The sequence below is a fragment of the Parundibacterium terreum genome (assembly GCF_014636315.1).
Taxonomy (GTDB): Bacteria; Pseudomonadota; Gammaproteobacteria; order Burkholderiales; family Burkholderiaceae_D; genus Undibacterium; species Undibacterium terreum.
In genome coordinates this window covers 256,927-278,118 of record NZ_BMED01000005.1, presented here as the reverse complement: position 1 = coordinate 278,118, position 21,192 = coordinate 256,927, and the positions used below count along the sequence as shown (strand labels likewise).

Annotated in this window: 20 protein-coding genes; 1 reads left to right on the top strand and 19 read right to left on the bottom strand. The window is 56.3% G+C overall.

Going from position 1 to position 21,192, the window contains the following annotated elements; all coding sequences use genetic code 11:
• Positions 1-74: 74 nt before the first annotated feature.
• From gspF to IEW12_RS21920, 13 genes are all read right to left on the bottom strand, one after another.
• Positions 75-1,295, bottom strand: a complete 1,221-nt coding sequence (gspF, locus tag IEW12_RS21980) for a type II secretion system inner membrane protein GspF (RefSeq protein WP_188568260.1) — start codon at positions 1,293-1,295, stop codon at positions 75-77.
• Between the two features lie 6 nt (positions 1,296-1,301).
• A complete protein-coding gene (gene gspE / locus IEW12_RS21975; protein ID WP_188568259.1) occupies positions 1,302-2,732 on the bottom strand; it encodes a type II secretion system ATPase GspE in 1,431 nt (476 codons plus the stop codon).
• Positions 2,729-4,924 carry a type II secretion system secretin GspD gene (gspD, locus tag IEW12_RS21970; RefSeq protein ID WP_188568258.1) on the bottom strand — a complete coding sequence of 732 codons (2,196 nt, stop codon included), beginning with the start codon at positions 4,922-4,924 and terminating at the stop codon, positions 2,729-2,731. The genes gspE and gspD overlap by 4 nt, the downstream gene beginning before the upstream one ends.
• Complete coding sequence (gspN, locus tag IEW12_RS21965; protein WP_188568257.1) at positions 4,921-5,694, bottom strand: type II secretion system protein N; 774 nt, start codon at positions 5,692-5,694, stop codon at positions 4,921-4,923. The genes gspD and gspN overlap by 4 nt, the downstream gene beginning before the upstream one ends.
• A 66-nt stretch (positions 5,695-5,760) precedes the next feature.
• The gene (locus IEW12_RS21960; RefSeq protein ID WP_188568256.1) at positions 5,761-6,300 is read right to left on the bottom strand and encodes a type II secretion system protein M; all 540 of its coding nucleotides are present in this window, start codon (positions 6,298-6,300) and stop codon (positions 5,761-5,763) included.
• On the bottom strand, positions 6,297-7,610 hold the full coding sequence (gene gspL / locus IEW12_RS21955) for a type II secretion system protein GspL (protein WP_188568255.1): 1,314 nt from the start codon (positions 7,608-7,610) through the stop codon (positions 6,297-6,299). The genes IEW12_RS21960 and gspL overlap by 4 nt, the downstream gene beginning before the upstream one ends.
• 89 nt (positions 7,611-7,699) lie before the next feature.
• A complete protein-coding gene (gene gspK, locus IEW12_RS21950; RefSeq protein ID WP_188568254.1) occupies positions 7,700-8,743 on the bottom strand; it encodes a type II secretion system minor pseudopilin GspK in 1,044 nt (347 codons plus the stop codon).
• Entirely contained in the window at positions 8,743-9,372 is a 630-nt protein-coding gene (locus IEW12_RS21945) for a PulJ/GspJ family protein (RefSeq protein ID WP_229751274.1), read from the bottom strand. The genes gspK and IEW12_RS21945 overlap by 1 nt, the downstream gene beginning before the upstream one ends.
• A gap of 25 nt (positions 9,373-9,397) precedes the next feature.
• Positions 9,398-9,796 (bottom strand): type II secretion system minor pseudopilin GspI, encoded by a 399-nt coding sequence (gene gspI / locus IEW12_RS21940; RefSeq protein WP_188568253.1) that lies wholly within the window; start codon positions 9,794-9,796, stop codon positions 9,398-9,400.
• A 1-nt stretch (position 9,797) separates the two neighbouring features.
• A complete protein-coding gene (locus IEW12_RS21935; protein WP_229751273.1) occupies positions 9,798-10,268 on the bottom strand; it encodes a GspH/FimT family pseudopilin in 471 nt (156 codons plus the stop codon).
• A 31-nt stretch (positions 10,269-10,299) separates the two neighbouring features.
• The gene (gene gspG, locus IEW12_RS21930; protein ID WP_188568252.1) at positions 10,300-10,779 is read right to left on the bottom strand and encodes a type II secretion system major pseudopilin GspG; all 480 of its coding nucleotides are present in this window, start codon (positions 10,777-10,779) and stop codon (positions 10,300-10,302) included.
• Between the two features lie 251 nt (positions 10,780-11,030).
• Positions 11,031-13,283 carry a xanthine dehydrogenase family protein molybdopterin-binding subunit gene (locus IEW12_RS21925; protein WP_188568251.1) on the bottom strand — a complete coding sequence of 751 codons (2,253 nt, stop codon included), beginning with the start codon at positions 13,281-13,283 and terminating at the stop codon, positions 11,031-11,033.
• 91 nt (positions 13,284-13,374) lie between these two features.
• Positions 13,375-13,563: a DUF1289 domain-containing protein gene (locus IEW12_RS21920; RefSeq protein ID WP_188568250.1), complete on the bottom strand. Its 189-nt coding sequence runs from the start codon at positions 13,561-13,563 to the stop codon at positions 13,375-13,377.
• Positions 13,564-13,737: 174 nt separating this feature from the next.
• On the opposite strand from IEW12_RS21920, the gene IEW12_RS21915 reads away from it, so the two are divergent.
• A complete protein-coding gene (locus IEW12_RS21915; RefSeq protein WP_188568249.1) occupies positions 13,738-14,340 on the top strand; it encodes a MarC family protein in 603 nt (200 codons plus the stop codon).
• 64 nt (positions 14,341-14,404) lie between these two features.
• Here the strand turns inward: IEW12_RS21915 and IEW12_RS21910 are convergent, their stop codons facing one another.
• The 6 genes from IEW12_RS21910 to IEW12_RS21885 all read right to left on the bottom strand — a co-directional run bounded on the left by IEW12_RS21910 (position 14,405) and on the right by IEW12_RS21885 (position 21,172).
• Positions 14,405-15,226, bottom strand: a complete 822-nt coding sequence (locus IEW12_RS21910) for an ABC transporter ATP-binding protein (protein ID WP_229751272.1) — start codon at positions 15,224-15,226, stop codon at positions 14,405-14,407.
• A gap of 15 nt (positions 15,227-15,241) precedes the next feature.
• Complete coding sequence (locus IEW12_RS21905) at positions 15,242-16,279, bottom strand: ABC transporter substrate-binding protein (RefSeq protein ID WP_188568248.1); 1,038 nt, start codon at positions 16,277-16,279, stop codon at positions 15,242-15,244.
• Positions 16,280-16,358: 79 nt separating this feature from the next.
• Positions 16,359-17,618, bottom strand: a complete 1,260-nt coding sequence (locus IEW12_RS21900) for a CaiB/BaiF CoA transferase family protein (RefSeq protein ID WP_188568247.1) — start codon at positions 17,616-17,618, stop codon at positions 16,359-16,361.
• A 58-nt stretch (positions 17,619-17,676) separates the two neighbouring features.
• Positions 17,677-18,273, bottom strand: a complete 597-nt coding sequence (recR, locus tag IEW12_RS21895; protein WP_188568246.1) for a recombination mediator RecR — start codon at positions 18,271-18,273, stop codon at positions 17,677-17,679.
• Between the two features lie 134 nt (positions 18,274-18,407).
• Positions 18,408-18,734, bottom strand: coding sequence for a YbaB/EbfC family nucleoid-associated protein (locus tag IEW12_RS21890; RefSeq protein WP_188568245.1), 327 nt, complete (start codon positions 18,732-18,734; stop codon positions 18,408-18,410).
• Between the two features lie 92 nt (positions 18,735-18,826).
• A complete protein-coding gene (locus IEW12_RS21885; RefSeq protein WP_188568244.1) occupies positions 18,827-21,172 on the bottom strand; it encodes a DNA polymerase III subunit gamma/tau in 2,346 nt (781 codons plus the stop codon).
• Positions 21,173-21,192 lie beyond the last annotated feature (20 nt).

Below are 21,192 nucleotides of genomic sequence, written 5' to 3'. Positions count from 1 at the left end.
ATCCTTGCATATTTTTTATACTTCTATTCATCACACTGCAGTGTAGTTTGCATCACCCAAGTGCCGCATTAACATTAACGGACAAGCTGGTTGATTTCGATAATCGGCATCAGCACCGCCAGCACGATCAGCAAGACAACCACCCCCATGGCCAGGATTAGTACTGGCTCCAGCAAGCCTGCCATCGTCAGTGCGCGCCTTTCCAGGTCTTGCTCTTGCGCATTGGAAGCGCGCTCCAGCATCGCCGGCAATTCCCCTGTCACCTCGCCGGCCCTGATCATATGGATCAGCATGGGTGGAAAGTGCTTGTGCGAAGACAGGGCTCGCGCCAGGCTTACGCCCTCGCGCACACTCGCTGTGGCCTCTTCCACCTGCAGTCGCATCGCCACATTAGCCAGGGTTTCGCGGCTGGTCTGCAACGCACGCAGGATAGGCACGCCCGACCCTGTCGTGATGGCCAGCGTGCTGGCAAAACGTGCCGTGTTCAGGCTGCGTTCAAACTTGCCATACAAAGGTGCGTTAAGCAGCCAGGTATGCCAGCGCAATTTGATCGCCTCGTTCTTCAATGCCGAGCGCCAGCCGAAAAAGGCGGCAACTACTGCAGAGGCAACGATCAATCCGTAGCTGCGCACAAAATCCGAAATGGCCAGCATCGCCACAGTCAGGAAAGGCAGCTTCTGCTTGGTATTGGCGAACACGGAGACGATCTGCGGCACAACATAGGTCAGCAGGAAAATCACAATCGCGAACGCAACAACGGTAACGATGGCCGGATAGGTAAACGCCAGCTTGACCTTTTGCACCAGCGCATTGCGGCGCTCTATGTAGTCGGCAAGGCGCGACAATACCCGCGATAAATGGCCTATCTGCTCGCCGGAAGCCACCAGGCCCAGGTAGATGTCGGCAAAGTCATTCGGATGCTGTTTCAACGCGTCCGACAATGACGAGCCTGCGTTCACTTCAGAGCGTATCGATGCAATCAGGTCGCGGATATACGGCCGCTCCGCCTGGTCCAGCAAGGCTGACAGTGCCTGCTCCAGCGGCAAGCCGGCCTCCAGCAAGCTGGCCAATTGGCGCGTGAACAAAGCCAGCTCCACTGTAGACAGATGTTCTGCAAATACGCTGCGCTTACGCTTGCCTTCACTGTCCAACTGCGTCGTGATCAATTCCACGGTAATAGGCAGCAAACCTTGCGAGCGCAAATCGCCGCGCGCGGCACGCGCACTATCGGCGGTCAGGACGCCTTTTTTTGTCTGGCCGCGGTCGTCAACGGCTTCGTATCGAAATGCGGGCACGGTTCTCTATTCTTTCGTCACGCGCAGCAGTTCTTCGGGCGTGGTGATACCAGCCTTGAGCCAGCGCTCGCCGTCTTCGCGCATGGTCGCCATACCGTCCTTCTGCGCGGCCGCGCGGATTTCCGCCTCTGCCGCCTGATGGTGAATCTGTGCGCGAATCTCGTCGGTAGTCAGTAATAATTCATACACGCCGACCCGCCCCTGGTAACCGGTCTGTCCGCAATGTTCGCACCCGACCGCATGCCAGGCCTGGCCGTCAAAGCGCTTGCAATGGGAACACAATTTCCTGACCAGCCTTTGTGCAACTACGCCCAGCAAGGAAGAAGACAACAGGAAAGGCTCAATGCCCATGTCCAGCAAGCGCGTAACCGCAGCGGCAGCATCGTTGGTATGCAAGGTTGCCAGTACCAAGTGCCCCGTCAGCGAAGCCTGCACGGCAATCTGCGCCGTTTCCAAGTCACGGATCTCACCGATCATGATGACATCGGGATCTTGCCGCAAGATAGCGCGCAAGGCCTTGGCGAAGGTCATGTCTATGCGCGGGTTAACCTGTGTCTGGCCCACGCCTGCCAACTCATACTCGATAGGATCTTCTACTGTCAGGATATTGGTCGTGCCGGCATTGACGCGCGATAAGGCGGCATACAGCGTCGTGGTTTTGCCTGACCCGGTCGGCCCCGTCACCAGCACGATGCCGTGCGGCTGCGCAATCAATTTGTCAAACTGCGGCAGTACCTGATCGCTCATGCCCAGGCTGCTCAGGTCCATGCGCCCCGCTTCCTTGTCGAGCAAACGCAATACGGCACGTTCGCCATGGCCGGTAGGCAAGGTAGATACCCGCACGTCCACCGGCCTGCCGCCTATGCGCAGCGTAATCCTGCCGTCTTGCGGCAAGCGTTTTTCCGCAATATCCAGTTGCGCCATGATCTTGATACGCGAGATCAGCGATGCATGCACCGCTTTTTTCGGGCGCACGATATCGCGCAGAGAACCGTCCACGCGGAAACGCACTATCGATATCTGTTCAAACGGTTCAATATGAATATCCGAAGCACCTTCCCTCAATGCCTGTGTCAGCAAGGCATTGATCATGCGGATCACTGGCGCATCGTCGGCCGATTCCAGCAAGTCCTCTACCGCAGGCATGTCCAGCATCAGCTTGGCCAGATCCATGTCGGACTCTACTTCGCCGACGACATCCGCGGCATCGCCACCCGACCCAGCATAAGCCCTGGCGATCGCTTGCAGCAATTCCTGGTGCGGCATTACATTCAGCTTGACCTTGCCAAAACGCCGGCCTACCTCAGCGATCGCAGTCGGCTTGGTCTCGGCAGAAACCGCCAGCTCTACCTGAGCAGTGCTATTGCTCGTGTCGCGGCTCGCCAGGATGGAAAAATCGCGGGCAAAGCCGTAGGACAATAAACGGTTATCGATCATTGCTTGTTTTCCGGCACCGGTGCCGGTACTGTTATTGCAGGTTTATCTTTAGGATCGGCCGGTATCGTCAACGGCGTCACCATCAGCTTGCCCTTTTCCACATTCGGGAACAAAGGCGTCTCTGAACCTTCTTTCGACGGGGCAATCTGGGTCTTCATGTAATCGTAGCGATCCACAGAAACATTGGCACCCTGCTCGGCACTGCGCAGCACGGTAGGGCGCAAAAATACCATCAGATTGGTCTTGGTGCGGGTACCGGTTTGATACTTGAACAAATTGCCGAGGAAAGGAATATCGCCCAGCAGGGGTACCTTCTCATTGGTATCGGTGGCCTTGTCATCGATCAGACCGCCCAGCGCGATGATGTCACCGTCTTCCGCCAGCACATTGGTTTCTATCGAACGCTGATTGGTAATGATGCCGGCAGGGTTGGTCGAGCTATCCACGTTGGACACTTCCTGGAAGATATTCAACTTGACCGTGCCGCCCTCGGAAATCTGCGGACGGACGCGCAACTTGATACCGACATCCTTGCGTTCTATGGTCTGGAAAGGATTGACGCCAGCGCTGCCTGTTGCCGCCGATGTGGTGAACTGGCCGGTAATGAAAGGCACGTTCTGGCCGACGATGATTTTCGCCTCTTCATTGTCCAGCGTCAGCAAGGTCGGGATGGACAAAACATTGGTGCCGCCCTGGCTTTCCAGTGCATGCGCCAACGCGCCCAGGCCCAACTGCCCGCCGATCTGGCGGAACAGACCCACGGTCAAACCATTGTTGATCGAGCTTGCAGCAGTTTTGCCGCCAGCGGCCAGTTGCACCAGATTATTGCCGCCGGTCGAGAACGAAGTGCCGCCGCCAACGCGATAATTACTGTTGGCATCGCCTGTCAGCGCCAGCCATTGCACGCCGAATTCATTGGTCTTGTTGGCAGTGACTTCAACGATCAGAGTTTCAATATATACCTGCGCACGGCGTGCATCCAGTTGATCAATCACGCCACGCAGGTTGCGATAGACTGCTTCGCTGGCGGTAATCACCAGGGTATTGGTCGCGGCATCTGCCTGTATGAATCCCCCTGCACCGCCTGAAGACAAGGCGCTGCTGCCGCTACTGCCCGATGTGGAGGATGGCACTGAAGAGCCGCTGGTGCTATTCAATCCGCTAGAGGTGGAGCTTGTCGAGGACGTGCCGCTGGAAGACAGCGAGGAGGAATTCGATGTATTGGATGATCCGCCGCTGGAAGGCAGGGAGCTGTCCTGAGTCACGATGGAGCGCAGGGTCTGCGCCAGTTTTACCGCCTCGGCATTTTTCAGGTACACGACATGCACATTGCCCGGCAATGCCGTAGGCTGATCCAGCTTGTTGATTACTGTCTTGATCAAGCCGGCGCGCGCCATCGACGGCGCCTTGATCAGGATGGAGTTGGTACGCGGATCCGCAAGCAGGATCGTACGCCCGGCATCCTGTCCCGCACCGGTATTTTCAGTCAGGCGGGCCACCATAGAAGCGATATCGCTGGCGATAGCATGCTTGATGGGGATCACGTCCATATCGCTGACAGAAGGCACATCCAGTGTCGCGATGATCTTGCCCAGGCGCTTCAGGTTGTCTGCGTAATCGGTGATCACAACCGAGTTATTGCCCGGGTTGGCGTTGATTGTATTATTTGGAGAAATCAGCGGCCGCAATACAGTCACCACATTGTTCGCCGTTTCATAATCCAGGCGGAATATCTGCGTAGCAATCTGATCGCCCTTGACGGCTGGAGTCTGCAGCGGGCCCGGCTGTAACTTGGCATCAGCTTCAGGCACTACTTTGGCATAGCCGTCACCGGTCACCACGGTGTAGCCCTGCAAGCGCAGCGTTGACGTCAGCAGCTTGAAAGCCTGGTCCTTGGTCAGAGGTTTTTCAGACACCAAGGTAAGCTGGCCTTTTACACGCGGGTCAATAATAAAGGTCGTGCCGGTGTAATGCCCTATCGCCTTGACCACCGATTCGATGTCCGCGCCAACGAAATTCAGCGCAACAGAATTTTGCGATGGATCCTGTGCATAGACCGACTGTATACTGCCTGCCAGGCAAGCCACCGTCAATGCTGCTGCGGCAGGCAAGCGGCGCCAGTGGACGGCACGCTGGATGCGTGAAGCGTATAGGGAATGCTGCAAGGATGTGGTCAATCGATTTTTTTTCATTTGAACTCTAACGCTATCACTTCTTTATCGCCGTCTTTACGACGCTGCCCCAGCAAATTCAACAAATTTGCCAACCTGTCTTCCTGTCCTGCCTCTGCTTCCGCCTTGCCGGAAAAGCGCAAGCGCCCTTCCTGCAAATTCCCCTTGCCGCTCAATAGCATAGGTCCCTTCAGCGTCTTGAGCGTAATATCCGCCGTCTGTCCGCGCCAGTCAAAACCCAGGGCATACGTGCCCAAAGGCTTGATCGGCGACAAACGCGATGCCATATCTTTCATTTCCAGCTGCATGGCACCGAGCACATCCAGTTTTCCTGCCTGCCGCACAAATTGCAAGGCATTCCAGGACAGGTTCAACTGCCCCGACAGGCCTATTGTATTCAATGGCGCGCCCAAACCCTGCAAGCGCTCCGGCGGCAAAGCCAGGTTCGCCGCGCTTACCTGCCACTGGCTCCAGCTACCCTGCAGCTTAACAGTTTGCGACAAGGCAACCGGATTTTCCAGCTCTGCATCCACTTGACCCAACAAAACCAATGGCGAGATTCGCCACGAAAAGCGTCCTGCAAACAAGGGCGTTACGGGACCGTCGCCCACCGCTGCCCCGCCGACAAAAGCCGAACCACGCCAAAAACTCCCCTGCGCATCTCCCAGTGTTATCCTGCCGGCAGTCTGCTTTTCCACCAGAGCCGACATCCATGCTGCGGGCAAAAACCAGGCTACCGTCAGCAATACACTCAGAATCGCCGCTACTACCCAAACCAGTGGCCGCCTCATGCACATCTCCAGAATCGGCCCGGCACGGCGTACAGCATTGGCTGTATCAATCCAGCCTGAATAGCCTCAGGAAGCATTTCTTTGCTGCCTCAGAGTCAGGGTAACGCTGACCATGCCCGGCTCCGGCAAAGCGCTGACGCGCGCATCATCTACTGTCAGGCGCGAGGATTTCTGCATTTCCAGCAACCATTCCATCAGGCCCGAATAGGCAATGGAGCTCAGTTGCAGGCGTACCACGTCATCGGACACAGACAAGGTCTGCGGTTTGACTGCCCAGCGCTGCAAGGAAGCATCAACGATTTCCCGCGTAATGGCAGGGATATTTTCTGCCATGGCCGTATTCATCTGTGCACTTTGCTGGCTCAATATCGCCATTTCAGCGACTTGCTGGCGCAATTGCGGAATTTTCTTTTGCAGATCGGCGCGGCCAGACAGCGCGGGATCGATCAACAGGCTATAAATGATAGCGACTACAACAACGACAAAAGCTGCACTCAGCAAGCGGCGCTCGCGCGCATCCCTTTGTTCCCAGTAGGCGAGCACGCTTTCCTTCGCAAAGGAAAAAAAGCCGCCCTGCTGTTCAGAAGCTGATTTATCGATTTTCATTTTCCGCCCCTGTTCGCCGGATTGTTGGCTGCATTGCTAGCGTTGGCAGTAGCAGGTTTGATCTGTAATACGCCTTCGGCAGACGATACCAGCGTCAGCGACCGGTCTGCCAGAGCCGTACGTATCTGGTCTATTGGCAGCATGCCCTGGGCCTTGGTCTTGACGAACAAGCTGCGCTCCCGGTATTCGACAGAGACGATGCTGGCGCCGGCAGAGCTGGCGATACCGCCATCCCATATCTGGGCGAACTGCGAAGCCAGCACAATGAAATCATCCGGCGTAGACTGGCCCGCGAACCTGCGGGACTGGCTGATTTTCTGCTGCATCTGATCCAGCGGCCGCAATACGGTTTCCTTGGGATAGCTGGCACGAAAAGACTGTGTCAGTGAGTCGCTCAAGGACTTGGCCTCGCGCTTCATGGATATCCATTCGGTATTCAAACCGATGATATTTACCAGCAATACCAAGCCAGCCAAAGCCAGGGGCCAGCGCCAGGCGCGCCAATCAAGCTTGCCGACATTCGGCAGTGTCACGCCGTCCATCAGGTCCAGCGACAATTTACCAGGGGCAGCCAGCGAGGCAATGCGGGCACTCCAGCCCAGCTGCCTGACAGTGACGCGCGGCGCCAGCGCAGCATCGTGCTCACAGGCTTGCTGATAAGCAGACTGTTGCTGAGCCGGCACATACAGGCTTGCATTCCCCTCGGGCACAAATAGTTTCAGCGCTTGCACCACCTCAACTATTGCCTGGGCATCCGTATCAGGTGTCAGCGTCAGCCCAAAGCCTTCAAATTCCGAAGACCGCAGGGAAAACTCCAGGCTGCCCGGCGCCGTATCAATGAAGACAGAACTTGCTCCCGGCTGCAGCTCAAATCCCAGTTGGCTGGCATACGCGGCGAGTTTTTTGGCGCCAAGACCGAACAGGGTATTACTGAGGTTTTCTATCCATTTCTTGTCTGTTGCCGCAACGGTGCATGCGCCGTTCTGTACAGGAGTAGAAACCAGCACTGCTCCGGCAGGATCGCTGGCAAGCTGGTCTTCCACCAGATTGGGCAAGGCGGCCTTCAACCTGGCAGCCGACAGGGGTGGCGCTTTGATCTGCAATACAGTCACATCGCTGGCCGCCAGCAGCATTGCTACCTGGCGTACCTTACCTATCAGGTCCCTGAGCTGGTTCAGCGATTGCTCGCCTTGCTGCTGAATCTTGCCTTCATTCGATATCAGTGCGTACGGACAGGCAAGCGACATCCAGTCGGCATGCGCATGGGCCAAGGTCTTCGACGGCAGCAATATATACAGTGTGCTTAGCATTTTATTTTCTGTTTTCAACTGTCAAGGCAGCTCATGGAACGATATCAGCAGCAAAACAGGCATTCTCTCGCAGCATCAATAAAAAAGGATCAGTTTTCCTTGATCCAAAGAATTCTGGTCGTCACACCCGCCCTCTCTATCAAGGCATTGGAGTCGAGCAGGGAGCGGTTTAACTTCACTTTACCATTTACAATAAAATAATTCGTCGTCGTCGACATATCACTATCTGTGATGGAATTCAGCTTGTCGGGAAAACGTTGCCGCAAGTCCGCCAGATTCAGATAGTGCGCCCTGTCACGGCTGGATATCATCGCGGCGGCATCTGTCGTTGACAAGCCCTCGACCCTGGCCGACAGGACTTCTGCCGTCGTCGTGTTGACGTTGATCGGTGTCGCCCGGGGCAAAACCGTCACATAATCCCGCAATTTTTGCACCATGACAGGGGTAAACCCGGCGACGGACAGTAAATCGTCAAGCTGAGCAAAACGCAGGAATTGTACTTCAGGAATCGCGTCTGCCGACGAGGTTTTTGTCTGATCCGGCGTACTGGCTGGATTGGCCGGACCTGCCACCCCACTGGCGGAACTGCCGCCTACGGCTGCGACCTTGGCTTGCGACATCGCTATGCTGGATGCGGCCGTATCCGCCAGGCCGGTTTCTATCTTCAGGTTACTGAGAAGCTTGGCAAAAACCTTGGTCTCGCGCGGGCTCACCTGGCCGTTGGTCGCCAGATTGGTCAGGTTAAAGCGGGATTGAGCATCAATCACATGCCCGGAAAGCGTTGCATCGGTCTCGTCGCTGCCGCTGCGCCCATTTTCCACATACTGGTCCAGACGGGTCTCTTCCAGATTGACGGCCCACGGCTCGCCCAGCCAGTCTGCGGTCGAATGGGTGGCGTCTTCACGCAAAATCAGCCTCACCCAGTCAAGGGCACCGCGCAGCACCCATTTTTTCTGTAATTGCAGGCGCTGGTTCTCTATGGAGCGTACCTGCACCTGCTGCTGCCAGAACAGGCTGGCAACAATGGTGATGGCGAGTGTCGTCAACAGTAGCGCAGTGACAACGGCAACGCCACGCTGCCGGCGCAGCCGGCCGGCAATAAAGGAATGCGATGATCCAGGCGCACGATTCATTACACGGCCCCCAGCAAAAATACTTTCAGCATGGGCCGCTCCTGGCCCTGCAACTGCAAAGAAACTTCCAGGCCCTTTTTCGGAGGCGATGTCACGGCCCCGCCGTTGGCGCCCGGCGCAGGAATATCGGTACCGGCAATACGCCAGCCGGTCTCATCGATATTCCAGGTCCGCATGGCGATAGCGGCGATATTTTCCTGCAGCTTTACCACCGGCATGGAGTCGGTTTCGTTCAGCGCGTTTTGCCAATACTGGTCCAGCACATTCAGATCACGGGTGGGCAGGGATTCGCGCCGGCTCAGCACGCCGTCCTGCAATTTATAGGCAACTACCTGCAAGCGCGTGGGCTGGTTATCATCATAGACAGTACGTATCAGCGTCAGGCGCTGCTGCGCCGCGCGCAAAGTTTCCCTGACGGGCAGCAAATCCGGCCCGGCAAGGTGCTCGCTATCGTTTTCCAGCTGGGCAAAGCTGATCTGGGTGCCCCTGGTTTGCTCCATGGAATTGGTCAATGCCACGCGTGCGCGGACAATGCTGTCCAGACCTCGCCAGCCCAGCACGGCGACGATCGCCAGGATGGTAATGGCCACCAGCAACTCCACCAGCGTAAAACCTGATCGGGATCGCACGGCTTGCCGAAATTTGTTCATAGCGCTAGATGGCATTGGGCACCACCTGCGTCAGCTTGACGATGCGCCGCTCCGGATGCTGCGCATCCACGACGGATACTTCTACCCGGCGGAACAAGACATTCGGCGTAGGCAGTACCTGTTCCTGGCACAGCAGGTTCAACTCTCCCTGCGAACAGTCAAACGAACGGTCACCCAGAGCAGGCCATTCTTTACCCAGACGTATCTGCGCCAGCCGGTTTTCCGCCGACCAGGTCGCCATCATTGCGGCACGCAGGTCATTGCTGTTCTGTGCCAGGCTGCCGACTGCGCGCAAGCTTGCTCCCAGCGCAGTACCGACGATCACCAGGGCGACCAGCACTTCCAGCAAGGTAAAACCCGTTTGCGCGCTAAACCGCTTCAGGGGGAGGATGGGATATTTCATTTTACTCGACCACGAAATGGCCAACGCCATCCGCCCGTATCACCACTTTGTCCTGGCCAACCACCAGCGACAATGCAAACGGCTTATCCACCGGTTCGCGGCCAAAGCTGATGCGCAGTATTCCCTCGTTGATATTCAGGGCCGGCTCTATGAACAATTGCACCGGACTTAACGCAAACTCGCGCTGGCGCAGCATCTCGACATCACTCAGGGGCTCCCAGCTTTGATCACCGTGCACCAGGAAGCGATAGCTGTTGGGGCCAGCTTCAAAGGCAATAGGACGATTTCGCACGATGGCCTCTTCGCGTGCCAGTTGCAGCAGCAAGGCGATTCTCTGCGCGTCATTCTGCAAACGCTGCCGGCCGTTGGGCAATGCATTAAACGAAACGACTCCCAGCATGATGCCGACGATCACCAGGACCACCAAAAGCTCCAGCAGAGTGAAGCCGCGCTGCCTGTCCGAAATGGTCACTACAGATAATCCGTCGATTGATGGTGCGGGTTTACAAGTCCCACGAACCTATGTCCGCATCTGTCCCGGTGCCGCCTGGCTGGCCATCGGCGCCATAGGAAAACACTTCTACTTCCGCACGAATGCCGGGCGACAGGTATTGATAAGGATTACCCCAAGGGTCCTTCGGCAATTTGTCGATATAGCCTTTCCAGCCGTTGGCGGCAGGGCCAGTGGTCGGTTTGCTCACCAGCGCCTGCAAACCCTGCTCCGTGGTAGGAAAGCGGCTGTTATCCAGCTTGTACAGGTTCAGCGAATTCATCAGTGTCGCGATATCAGACTTGGCGGCGGTAATGCGGGCGTCATCGGTACGGCCCATCAGCTTGGGCACGACCAGTGCCGCCATAATGCCGATAATCACGACAACCACCATGATTTCCACCAGCGTGAAGCCGCGGCTACGGCCCGGCAATGCCCGTTGGCTACGTTGCAGATTACGGTTCAATGTGCGGCCTGGAAGTTGATAATTCATAAATTAGTCAAATAATACAAATAGAAAACGAAGGATAAAAATTGCAACGCTAACGATCGAAAATCCTAACACGAATCAGGTCAAATGCTGTCAAATTGACACAAATTCCTTGCGATTTTTACACCGCTTTACATTGGACACATCGCGAAAGCAATTAAATACCGGGCTCCGAAAGTTACCAGACTGCAATCAGTTCCCTAGCGACGCTCAGCATACTACACCATGTATATGTCAGTAGCATAACAAGTAGTTCAAGCCAGACGCAGAGGCAAACTGCGCAGGCGCTTGCCGGTCAGCTTAAATACTGCATTGGCCACTGCCGGGGCAATGGGCGGCGTACCCGGCTCACCTATACCCTCGGGCGGCTCCGCACTCTTGATCAGCACCGTTTCCACCAGAGGCGCCTCAGACATCCGCACGACCTGGTAATTATGAAAATTCTGCTGCTCCACCCTGCCGTCTTTCAGGGTTACTTCTCCGTATAGGGCTGCACTCAGCCCAAAAATCACGGCAGACTCCATTTGCTGCGCAATGATGTTGGGATTGACTGCGATACCGCAATCCACAGCGCAAACAACCCTGTGCACCTGGATGTTATTGTCCTGAACAGATACTTCAGCCACTTCGGCAACAATAGTGCCGAAAGACTGGTGCAAGGCCACCCCATGCGCCCTGCCGGCTTGAGGTTGGCCAGCTTTTTCCACGGCAGCATTCAACACAGCCAGATGACGAGGATGATTTTTCAACAACTCACGCCTGAACTCTACCGGCGGCTTGCCTGCTGCGGCAGCCAGCTCATCAATAAAGCTTTCCTTGAAAAAGGCATTATGGGAATGCCCCACTGAGCGCCAGAATCCCAATGGCACCGGTGTCGGCACGATCACATGTGCAATACGCTGATTGGCAAACTCATAGGGCATGTCAAATTCGCCCTCGGCCGTTGTCTTGTCGGGGCCGGCACCCATCAGGCCGAAACTGCGCTTCAGGACTTGGTGCATGATAGAGCCGGAGGCTGACTTGTTTTCATAAGTCAGCACATTGCCATTGGTATCCATCGTCGCCGAAAAGCGCGCCAGCGCTGCCGGGCGATACACGTCGTGCGTAGTATCTTCCTCGCGGCTCCATATCAGTTGCACCGGTGCGCCTTTTGCCTGCATCGCCACCAGCACCGACTGCACAATCATGTCCACTTCCAGCCGGCGGCCAAAGCCGCCACCGAGATAGCACATATGCAAGCTGACATCCTCTGCCTTTACTTTCGCCGTCTTGGCCGCCGTATCCACCGCCATGCTGGGCACCTGCGTAGATACCCACAAATGCAACTTGCCGTCTGCAGTCAGTTGCGCAGTACAGTTAATGGGCTCCATTGCGGCATGCGCCAGGAACGGTGCACGGTATTCTGCGCTGATCGTTTTCGCCTTGCCTGCGCTGTTTTTAATATCGCCGGCTTCGTAATAGGTAAAGCCAGACTCGGACTCCAGCTTGCTGCCCAGTTCCTTGAACACATCGGCAGTCGCCAACTTGGCATGCTCTCCCTCATCCCAGGTCAATGGCAAGGCCTCAACCGCCTGCCTGGCCTGCCAGTAGGACTTGGCAATCACCGCGACGCCCGCGCCGGTAACCTCATTGCTCACGTCAACCACCTGCAATACATCCTGACGCGATTTGATCGCGGCAGCATCCATATTTTTAATTTTTCCGCCGAAAACCGGACTCATCCTGATCGCGGCAAATACCAGCCCGGGCGGACGGGCATCGATACCGAAAGTTGCCGCTCCATTGACCTTGGCGAGCGTATCCGTACGTGCCTGTGGCGTGCCTATCAGCGTAAAATCCTTGACGTCCTTCAGCCTGATATCACCCGGTGATGTCTGCGCGGCCCGCGCCGCCAGCTCGCCATATGCCGCGTGTTTGCCATTAGCATGGCTGACACTGCCATTCGATGTCTTGCATTCGCTGGCGGGAACACCCCAATCCTTTGCTGCCGCTGCAATCAGCATGGCGCGCGCAGCGGCTCCCGCTTCGCGCATCGGCCCCCAGGCATCTTTCACGCTGGAAGAGCCGCCGGTTACCTGCAAGCCCAGTTCCCTGGCGGTTTTGGATGTCAGCCATTGCGCGGTACGTTTGACCGCGCCGGTATTTTCCGGATGAAAAGGCAAGCCGTCGGCCAGCATCGCCACGTTGCCATAAATTTTGTCTATCGGTGCGTGTACCGGCCTGACCATATGCATGGGCACATCCAGTTCCTCGGCCACCAGCATCTGCAATGCAGTGTGAATACCCTGCCCCATCTCACTTCTATGCATTGCGACGATCACCGTGCCGTCCCTGGCAATCTTGATCCAGCCATTCAAAGCAACTTCGCCGTCTGCAACCGGCAATGGATGTGCTGCATTCAGCCGCTGGCGCGGCGGCATCACGCCCCAGCCGACGATCAGTGCGCCGGCAACGCCGAGGCCGCCCAGGATAAAACGACGGCGTGATTTCTTTTTAGCTTCCTGCATCGCTGGTCTCCGCTGTATTTATTATTTAATTGCGATCTGAATTGCTGCAAACATCAATTGTCCCGGCACATGCATTTTTTGTTTGTACTCGTCATCTATTCCTGCGCGGATAACCCTCAGCCAAAATGCGTGTCCAGACCACTTCTTTTTCCTCGGCGGACATGAATACCCAATTGGCCACTTCGGCCACGGTACGGCCGCAACCACGGCAAACATCATCAAAGGTGGTGGAACATACTGCCACGCACGGCGTATCCGGGCGCTCTTTTTCTTGATTCATAGCATCTTTACATCAATTATCAAATCCAACACATTTGTTCGTATTTTGTAGCAATACTAGCCGCATTCGGCGCTATAAAACATGGACATGCCACTCTAAAGCAAAATTTGCTTGAAGGACACGGTCGAATCCCCTACGATGCGCAATTGACCGCCCCAATAAGAAAAACTCCCCATGAGCCAAGATTTTTTCCAGTCTTTCATTCTCTTGACCCTGGTCACCGATCCCTTCGGCAACGTACCTATTTTCGTCGCCGCATTGTCGCATGTGTCGCCGGAGCGCCGCTGGAGAGTGGTCGTACGCGAATGCGCGATCGCTTTCATCCTGCTGCTGATTTTCATGTTCTTTGGAAAGCACTTCCTGACAGCCTTGCAACTCACGGACGTCTCGCTGCGCATAGGCGGCGGCGTGATCCTGTTCCTGATCGCATTACGCATGGTTTTCCCGCAGGAAGGCGGTATTTTTGGCGACGTGGAAGGCGACCATGAGCCGTTTATCGTTCCGCTGGCCATCCCTGCCCTGGCCGGCCCTTCTGCACTGGCGACCGTGCTGCTGTTCTCCTCCAGCAGCAGGCTGGATGTCGCCGTTCACGTTGCAGCACTCACGGCTGTTGCGGTAGTCTGGCTGCTGGTGCTGCTCAGTGCCGAGCGCATGCAGCAAGTGCTGGGCAAACGCGCAATGACCGCCTTTGAGCGCCTGATGGGCCTGATCCTGACCGCGATGTCGGTGGAGATGCTGCTGGCTGGCATACGCGATTACCTGAAAACACTGTCCTGATCATATCAAAGCCGGACCGGCATTTGCGGTCCGGCTCTCCGCCCCCCAGCTATTCCCCTACTGCTCACGCCTTGGTCTTTTGCTGCTGGTAGCCCTTCAATACCTCCTCACGCAATACCGCCCATATCTGCGCATGCAACTCTACAAAGCGCGGATCAGAGCGAATCTCTGCAACATCCCGCGGCCGGGCCAGATCTATCTTGAATTCACCTATGGGATGCGTACCCGGTCCGGCAGACAAGACGATAACCCTGTCCGACATCGAGATAGCCTCATCCAGATCATGCGTGATGAACAGGACAGCCTTTTTCCGTGCCTGCCAAAGCTCCAGCAACTCATTTTCCATTAACTGCCGGGTCTGGATATCCAGCGCAGAAAAAGGCTCATCCATCAAGATGATGTCGGGGTCCATGATCAGCGTCTGCGCCAGCGCGACACGCTTGCGCATGCCTCCGGACAGCTGATGCGGGTAACGGTCGCCAAAGCCCTTCAGGCCTACGCGGGCCAGCCAGCTTTCACCATCCGCTGCGGCTTGCTCCGGCGCTACACCGCTAAACTTCAGGCCCGCTGTCACATTCTCCATTGCGGTCTTCCAGGGCATCAGGGCCTCGGCCTGGAACATATAGCCGGCACGCTTGTTGATTCCCTGCAGGGGCTGGCCAAATACCTGCACGCTGCCGCTGGACGGTGACAACAGGCCGGCACCGATATTCAACAAGGTCGATTTGCCGCAGCCGGTAGGTCCGACCACGGACACAAACTCCCCGGGGGCAATTGATAAAGTGGTGGCTGCCACGGCAGTATGGCGCTGTTTATTGTCCTCAGCGGAAACAAAAGTGCAACTGATATTATCAAACAATAATGCGGGAGTTTCGGCCTGATTCATCGTCTGCATCATCGCCTATTTATATTTCTGGTTCGCCTTGACGACGAACGCATTGGTATAGGTGCGATTCAAGTCTATATTCTTGCCGGCGAGATCAGGCTCAAAAGTCTGCAAGGCTTTCAGCATGGTCTTGGCGCCCGAGTCCGGGATGGTGCCGTCCGGCGACAATGCCTCCCTGACCTTCATGAAGGCTTCCAGATACAGCGCGCGGTCGCCCAGCAGATAGGATTCAGGCACGACTTTCACGATATCGGAAGGCCCCGCCTTTTGCAGCCACTTCAATGCGCGCACCATCGCATTGGTCAGCGCCTGCGTGGTATTAGGATTTTTCTTGATAAAGGCTTCCGGTGCATACAGGGTCGCGGCAGGCATCAGGCCGCCGAAAATATTGTTTGTGTCTTTCAATGTCCGGGTATCGGCGATCACCTTGACCTCATTCTTTTGCTCCAGCATCGTGATCACAGGATCCAGATTGGCCATCGCATCAATCTGGCCGGAGCGCATCGCCGACAAGGCGCCTGCCGCAGCACCGACTCCGATAAACGACACATCAGCAGGCTTCAGCCCCGCCCGCGCCAGCACAAAATTGGCCATCATATTGGTGGAAGAACCCGGCGCGGTCACACCGATTTTTTTGCCTTTCAGATCGGCCACGCTTTTATAATTGGGCAAGGTCTTGTTACTGGCCAGCATGACGATCTGCGGCGCCCGGCCCTGCAGCACAAACGCGGTGATGGGCTGGCCTTTGGCCTGCATATTGATCGTATGCTCATAGGCGCCGGAAACCACGTCCGCGCTGCCGCCCACCATCGCCTGCAGGGCCTTGGCGCCACCGGCAAAATCACTGATCTCCACTTGCAGGCCTTCATCCTTGAAGTAGCCCAGTTGCTCAGCCACTGTCAGCGGCAGGTAATAGAACAAATTCTTGCCGCCTACGGCAATCGATACCTTGGGCTTTTCCAGGGTCTGTGCGAACAGTACCTGGGTTGTGAAATACCCCAACAAAAACAATACCAGTGCAATCGCAAACTGCTTCAGAAAACTCTTGTTCATATGGTCTCCACCAAGGGCCTGTCAACATGTAAATTAGGAGTGCGAATGGGTTCCAATTTACACGTTCACAGTCCCTAATTCAGATTGTCTTATTTTTTATAAACTGCGCTATTTGTGCATCATCATAACCGAGACTGTGCAAGACCTCTGCATTGTGCTCACCCAGTTGAGGTCCTATCCATGCAGTCTGCCCTGGCGTCTCCGACAGCTTGGGAGTGATCGCCGGTAATTTGATGGCAGTGCCATCTGCAAACGCATGCTGCTCAAACATATTGCGGGCCAGGAATTGTGGGTCGCTCATCATGTCGCGTACCGAATAGATTTTACCCACCGGCACATCCGCATCCTTCAATATCTGCAAAGCAGAATCGATCTGCTGGCCCTCGCACCAGGACTGTATCGCCTGGTCTATCTCCAACGTGCGCGGCACGCGGCCGTCATTGCGCGCCAATCCCGGGTCATTGGCCATGTCGTCGCGGCCTATGGCCAGCATCAGGCGGCGGAAGATCGCATCGCCATTGCCTGCAATGACGATATTCTCGCCGTCGCCTGTCGTATAGGTATTGGAGGGTACGATGCCGGGCAAGGCACCGCCGGTGCGTTCACGCACGACGCCTGCATGGTCGAATTCAGGCACCAGTGATTCCATCAAATTGAACACTGACTCGTACAAGGCCACGTCCACCATCTGCCCCTGCCCTGCCACGCAGTCTTCGCCTGTCTTTCCGTTCCAGCGCCCGCCGCTCACGTCGCGGTGGCGCAAGGCCATCATTGCCCCTATCACCCCATGCAAGGCGGCGACCGAATCGCCGATGGAAATGCCAACCCGCACCGGTGGCCTGTCCGGATGGCCGGATACATAGCGCAGGCCGCCCATCGATTCGCCTATCGCGCCAAAACCCGGCAAGTCCTTCATGGGCCCGGTCTGGCCATAACCGGACAAACGCACCATGATGGTCGCGGGATTGATCGCCTTTAATTGTTCGTAGCCGAGATTCCACTTTTCCAGCACGCCAGGGCGATAATTCTCGATGATGATGTCGGCATCCAGCGCCAGTCGGCGAGCAATTTCTTGCGCCTGCACATCTTTCATGTTCAGCGTGATGCTTTTCTTGTTCCTGGCCTGTACGCTCCACCACAAGGAAGTACCGTCTTTCAGCACCCGCCACTGGCGCAGCGGATCGCCGCCATCAGGCGACTCCACCTTGATGACATCGGCGCCAAACTCTGCCAGCATGCGTGAACAGAAAGGCCCGGCAATCAGCGTGCCCAGTTCCAGCACCTTGATGCCGGCCAGAGGGCCTTTCGCTTTGGTCTTGGTTTTTTCTTGCGTACTCATCTCGTCCATTGTTCTATTTATAGTCTTCAGAGATGATATAACGAAATGAAGGAAATTTTTAAGTGGCGCGCCTGTCCAGCATCGCACGCGCTATCGTACCTGCATCCACGTACTCCAACTCCCCGCCCACGGGCACGCCGCGTGCCAGACGGCTTACCTTCAAGCCGCGCGCTTTCATCGTCTCGCTGATGTAATGCGCCGTCGCTTCGCCTTCGTTCGTGAAGTTGGTTGCCAGCACTACCTCGGCCACAACACCATCGGAAGCGCGCTTGACCAGTTTTTCCAGGTGGATATCCTTGGGACCGACGCCGTCCAGCGGAGACAGGCGGCCCATCAATACAAAGTACAAGCCCTTGTATGTCAAGGTCTGTTCTATCATCAGCTGATCCGACGGTGTTTCCACTACACACAGTAGCGTTGCATCGCGCTCGCCATCCATGCAGGTTTCGCACAATGGGTTTTCAGTGAAGGTATTGCAGGAAGTGCAATGTTGAATTTTTTCGACCGCCTGATTGAACGCGCGACCCAGCATAGCAGCACCTTCGCGGTCATGCTGTAGCATGTGGTAGGCCATGCGCTGGGCCGACTTGGGCCCGACACCCGGCAGGCGGCGCAAAGCTTCGGCTAATTGTTCAAGGCTGCTAAGGGGTTTCACAAAACTGGCCGCTTACTAAAAATAGAGATTGGAGTGAAAGCTGAAATAAGCCGGGATAACCTGGGGTGAAGCTGAAAAGACGGCGCCGCACAAGGCTGCGCTGCGCGCGTCTTCGAGAGATGGCGCTGCAGTAATTAAAACGGCATTTTAAAGCCGGGAGGCAAAGGCATGCCGGCTGTCAGTCCCGACATTTTTTCCTGCGACGTCGCTTCAGCCTTGCGCACGGCATCATTGAATGCAGCGGCAACCAGGTCTTCCAGCATGTCCTTGTCGTCGCCCAGCAGCGAAGGATCAATCGTGACGCGCTTCACATCGTTCTTGCAAGTCATCACGACCTTGACCAGGCCCGCACCGGATTGACCTTCAACTTCGATCAATGCCAGTTGATCCTGGGCTTTTTTCATATTGTCTTGCATGGCCTGGGCTTGCTTCATCAAGCCGGCGAGTTGATTTTTCATCATAAGAATTTCTCCACTATTTACTTGCTCAATTACTTAACTCAATTGCGTAACTCTTTACGTAACTCAATTGCGCAACTCAATTACTTGAATAACTATACAGGTTTGATACTGCCGGTCACGATAGTCGCGCCGAATTCTCGCATTAAAGTCTGTATGAAGGAATCGTTTTGTATCGATTTTTCTGCTAATTGCTGGCGCGCAGCGCGCTCGGCAATAGCCTGCGCATTGGCGGTCTGCTCCACGGCGCCAATCTGGGTTTCCACCCGCACGCTTCTATCGAAGCGCTCGCTCAGCGCGGCAATCAGCTTATCAACACTACCCGCCGACAACAGCGTAGGCAGAGGTACGCGCAAATTGAATACCACCGCATTGCCATTGATTTCACACAGTATCAGTTCGCTTTGCTGTGCCAATTGCTGTGCAACGCCGCGCACCGGCAAAGCCGCTGCCAGGTTCGGCCAATGGCCGTCCCAGCCCAGCTCTGCAACGGGCACAAAGGCAGCCGGCCTCGACAGCAATACAGGCGCAACAGCTACTGGTGCCGGGTTTGCAAGCTGAACTGCAGGTTCAGCCTCCACGATGGTTTCAGCAAGCAGTTCTTCCGCTACTGCACCACCTTGCATGGTGCTACGTGACGAGTCTGGCGCACGATGGTTTGGCAAGGAGTCGCCCATGCTGGCAGCCAGCGACTCGCCAAATTGATCATCCTGCACATCGTCCCAGGGAACGGATGCCGATACCGTGGCTTTACCAATGCTGCTGCCTGTGGGACGCGTAGTACTCAAACTGGCATCGTCATCCCAGGGTGGCGGCATATCGTCGTCAGGCGCAGCTTGCTGCTTGCTTGCAGCTGGCCTGGAAACAGGTGCAGCAGAAATTGGAGCCGCCGGAGCAGCGGGAACAGCTGGAGCAGGCGCGGCAGCCGGCATAGTCGGGCTGGGCAAGGCCGCAGCAGCGGCAGGCGCCTCTGCTGCCGGTTTAGGTGCCGGACTGCCGGAAGCCGGCTTGTTCACACCGGCGCGTGCGGCAGCCAGCGCCGCCATTGCCGGACTCATCGCAGGCTTGGCTGCGGGCGTCTCAGGAACTGCGGCAGTTGGAGTGCTTGCACTCGCCACGTTTTGCGTGACCGGTTTTTGCAGGCTGGCGCTGGCCGGAGCTGCTGAAGTTGCTGGAACCGCCGGAGCCACATGGCTTGCCGCGGGCGCAGAACTCGGGGCTTGTGACGGCACTCTATTTTGCGCCGCTCCGCCATGCGCCGGCGAGGCAGGCACAACAGGAGCAGCCGGCTTGCCTGCAGGCGCGCGGCCTGGAGCATTCTGGACATAGTCATTGCCGCCATCGGCCGGGCGGAAAGCCAGCATGCGCAACAAGCTCATGCTGAAACCGGCATATTCATCCGGGGCCAGTGCGAGCTCATTACGGCCATGCACAGCAATCTGGTAAAACAATTGCACTTCTTCCTTGTCGAAGGCTGTCGCCAGGCGCAGCACATCTTCACGCTCGGGCAACTCATCCGCCACCGCCGACGGCACCATCTGAGCAATCGCAATCTGGTGCAACAGAGTACCCAGATCCTGCAAAGCCGCCTTGTATGACAGGCTGCGCGTCGCCATTTCGTCGGCCACGTCCAGCAAGGCCTTGCCATCCCTGGCTGCCAGCGCATCCAGCAAGCGTATCAGATAGGACTGATCCAGTGCACCCAGCATGCCCTGCACCGCTTCCAGCGTCACCTTGCCTGCGGCATAGGCAATCGCCTGGTCAGTCAGCGACAAGGCATCGCGCATGGAGCCATGCGCGCCTTGCGACAACAGACGCAGAGCCGGCATTTCAAATTCGATCTGCTCCTGGCCCAGGATATTTTCCAGGTGGCCGACAATATGCCCAGGCGGCATCTGCTTCAGGTTGAACTGCAGGCAGCGCGACAATACCGTCACCGGGATTTTTTGCGGATCGGTCGTCGCCAGGATGAATTTCACATGCTCAGGCGGTTCTTCCAGCGTTTTCAGCATGGAGTTGAACGCATGGTTGGTCAGCATGTGCACCTCGTCGATCATATAGACCTTGAAGCGCGCATTGGATGGCGCATAAACCGCCTGCTCCAGCAACTGGGCCATTTCGTCAACGCCACGATTGGATGCAGCATCCATCTCTATGTAATCGACGAAGCGACCGGCATCAATCGCGACGCAGGCTTCGCACACCCCGCAAGGCTGCGAAGTAATGCCGCCATTGCCGTCAACCCCTTGGCAATTGAAGGATTTTGCCAGAATACGGGATAAAGTGGTCTTGCCAACACCCCGTGTTCCAGTGAACAGATAGGCATGGTGCAGACGCTGCTGATCCAGAGCGTGGCTCAACGCACGTACAACGTGCTCCTGTCCCACCAGCGTTTCAAAGCTTTTGGGACGATATTTTCGGGCGAGGACTTGATATGACATCCCATGATTTTACCCTATTC

Coding starts and splice junctions, on each gene's coding strand:
- gspN (WP_188568257.1), bottom strand. CDS start 5,694: ATGAGGCGGCCACTGGTTTGGGTAGTAGCGGCGATTCTGAGTGTATTG.
- IEW12_RS21925 (WP_188568251.1), bottom strand. CDS start 13,283: ATGCAGGAAGCTAAAAAGAAATCACGCCGTCGTTTTATCCTGGGCGGC.
- IEW12_RS21900 (WP_188568247.1), bottom strand. CDS start 17,618: ATGAGTACGCAAGAAAAAACCAAGACCAAAGCGAAAGGCCCTCTGGCC.
- gspE (WP_188568259.1), bottom strand. CDS start 2,732: ATGATCGATAACCGTTTATTGTCCTACGGCTTTGCCCGCGATTTTTCC.
- IEW12_RS21890 (WP_188568245.1), bottom strand. CDS start 18,734: ATGATGAAAAATCAACTCGCCGGCTTGATGAAGCAAGCCCAGGCCATG.
- IEW12_RS21920 (WP_188568250.1), bottom strand. CDS start 13,563: ATGAATCAAGAAAAAGAGCGCCCGGATACGCCGTGCGTGGCAGTATGT.
- gspL (WP_188568255.1), bottom strand. CDS start 7,610: ATGCTAAGCACACTGTATATATTGCTGCCGTCGAAGACCTTGGCCCAT.
- IEW12_RS21905 (WP_188568248.1), bottom strand. CDS start 16,279: ATGAACAAGAGTTTTCTGAAGCAGTTTGCGATTGCACTGGTATTGTTT.
- gspD (WP_188568258.1), bottom strand. CDS start 4,924: ATGAAAAAAAATCGATTGACCACATCCTTGCAGCATTCCCTATACGCT.
- IEW12_RS21915 (WP_188568249.1), top strand. CDS start 13,738: ATGAGCCAAGATTTTTTCCAGTCTTTCATTCTCTTGACCCTGGTCACC.
- IEW12_RS21910 (WP_229751272.1), bottom strand. CDS start 15,226: ATGAATCAGGCCGAAACTCCCGCATTATTGTTTGATAATATCAGTTGC.
- gspI (WP_188568253.1), bottom strand. CDS start 9,796: ATGAAATATCCCATCCTCCCCCTGAAGCGGTTTAGCGCGCAAACGGGT.
- IEW12_RS21960 (WP_188568256.1), bottom strand. CDS start 6,300: ATGAAAATCGATAAATCAGCTTCTGAACAGCAGGGCGGCTTTTTTTCC.
- IEW12_RS21885 (WP_188568244.1), bottom strand. CDS start 21,172: ATGTCATATCAAGTCCTCGCCCGAAAATATCGTCCCAAAAGCTTTGAA.
- gspG (WP_188568252.1), bottom strand. CDS start 10,779: ATGAATTATCAACTTCCAGGCCGCACATTGAACCGTAATCTGCAACGT.
- gspK (WP_188568254.1), bottom strand. CDS start 8,743: ATGAATCGTGCGCCTGGATCATCGCATTCCTTTATTGCCGGCCGGCTG.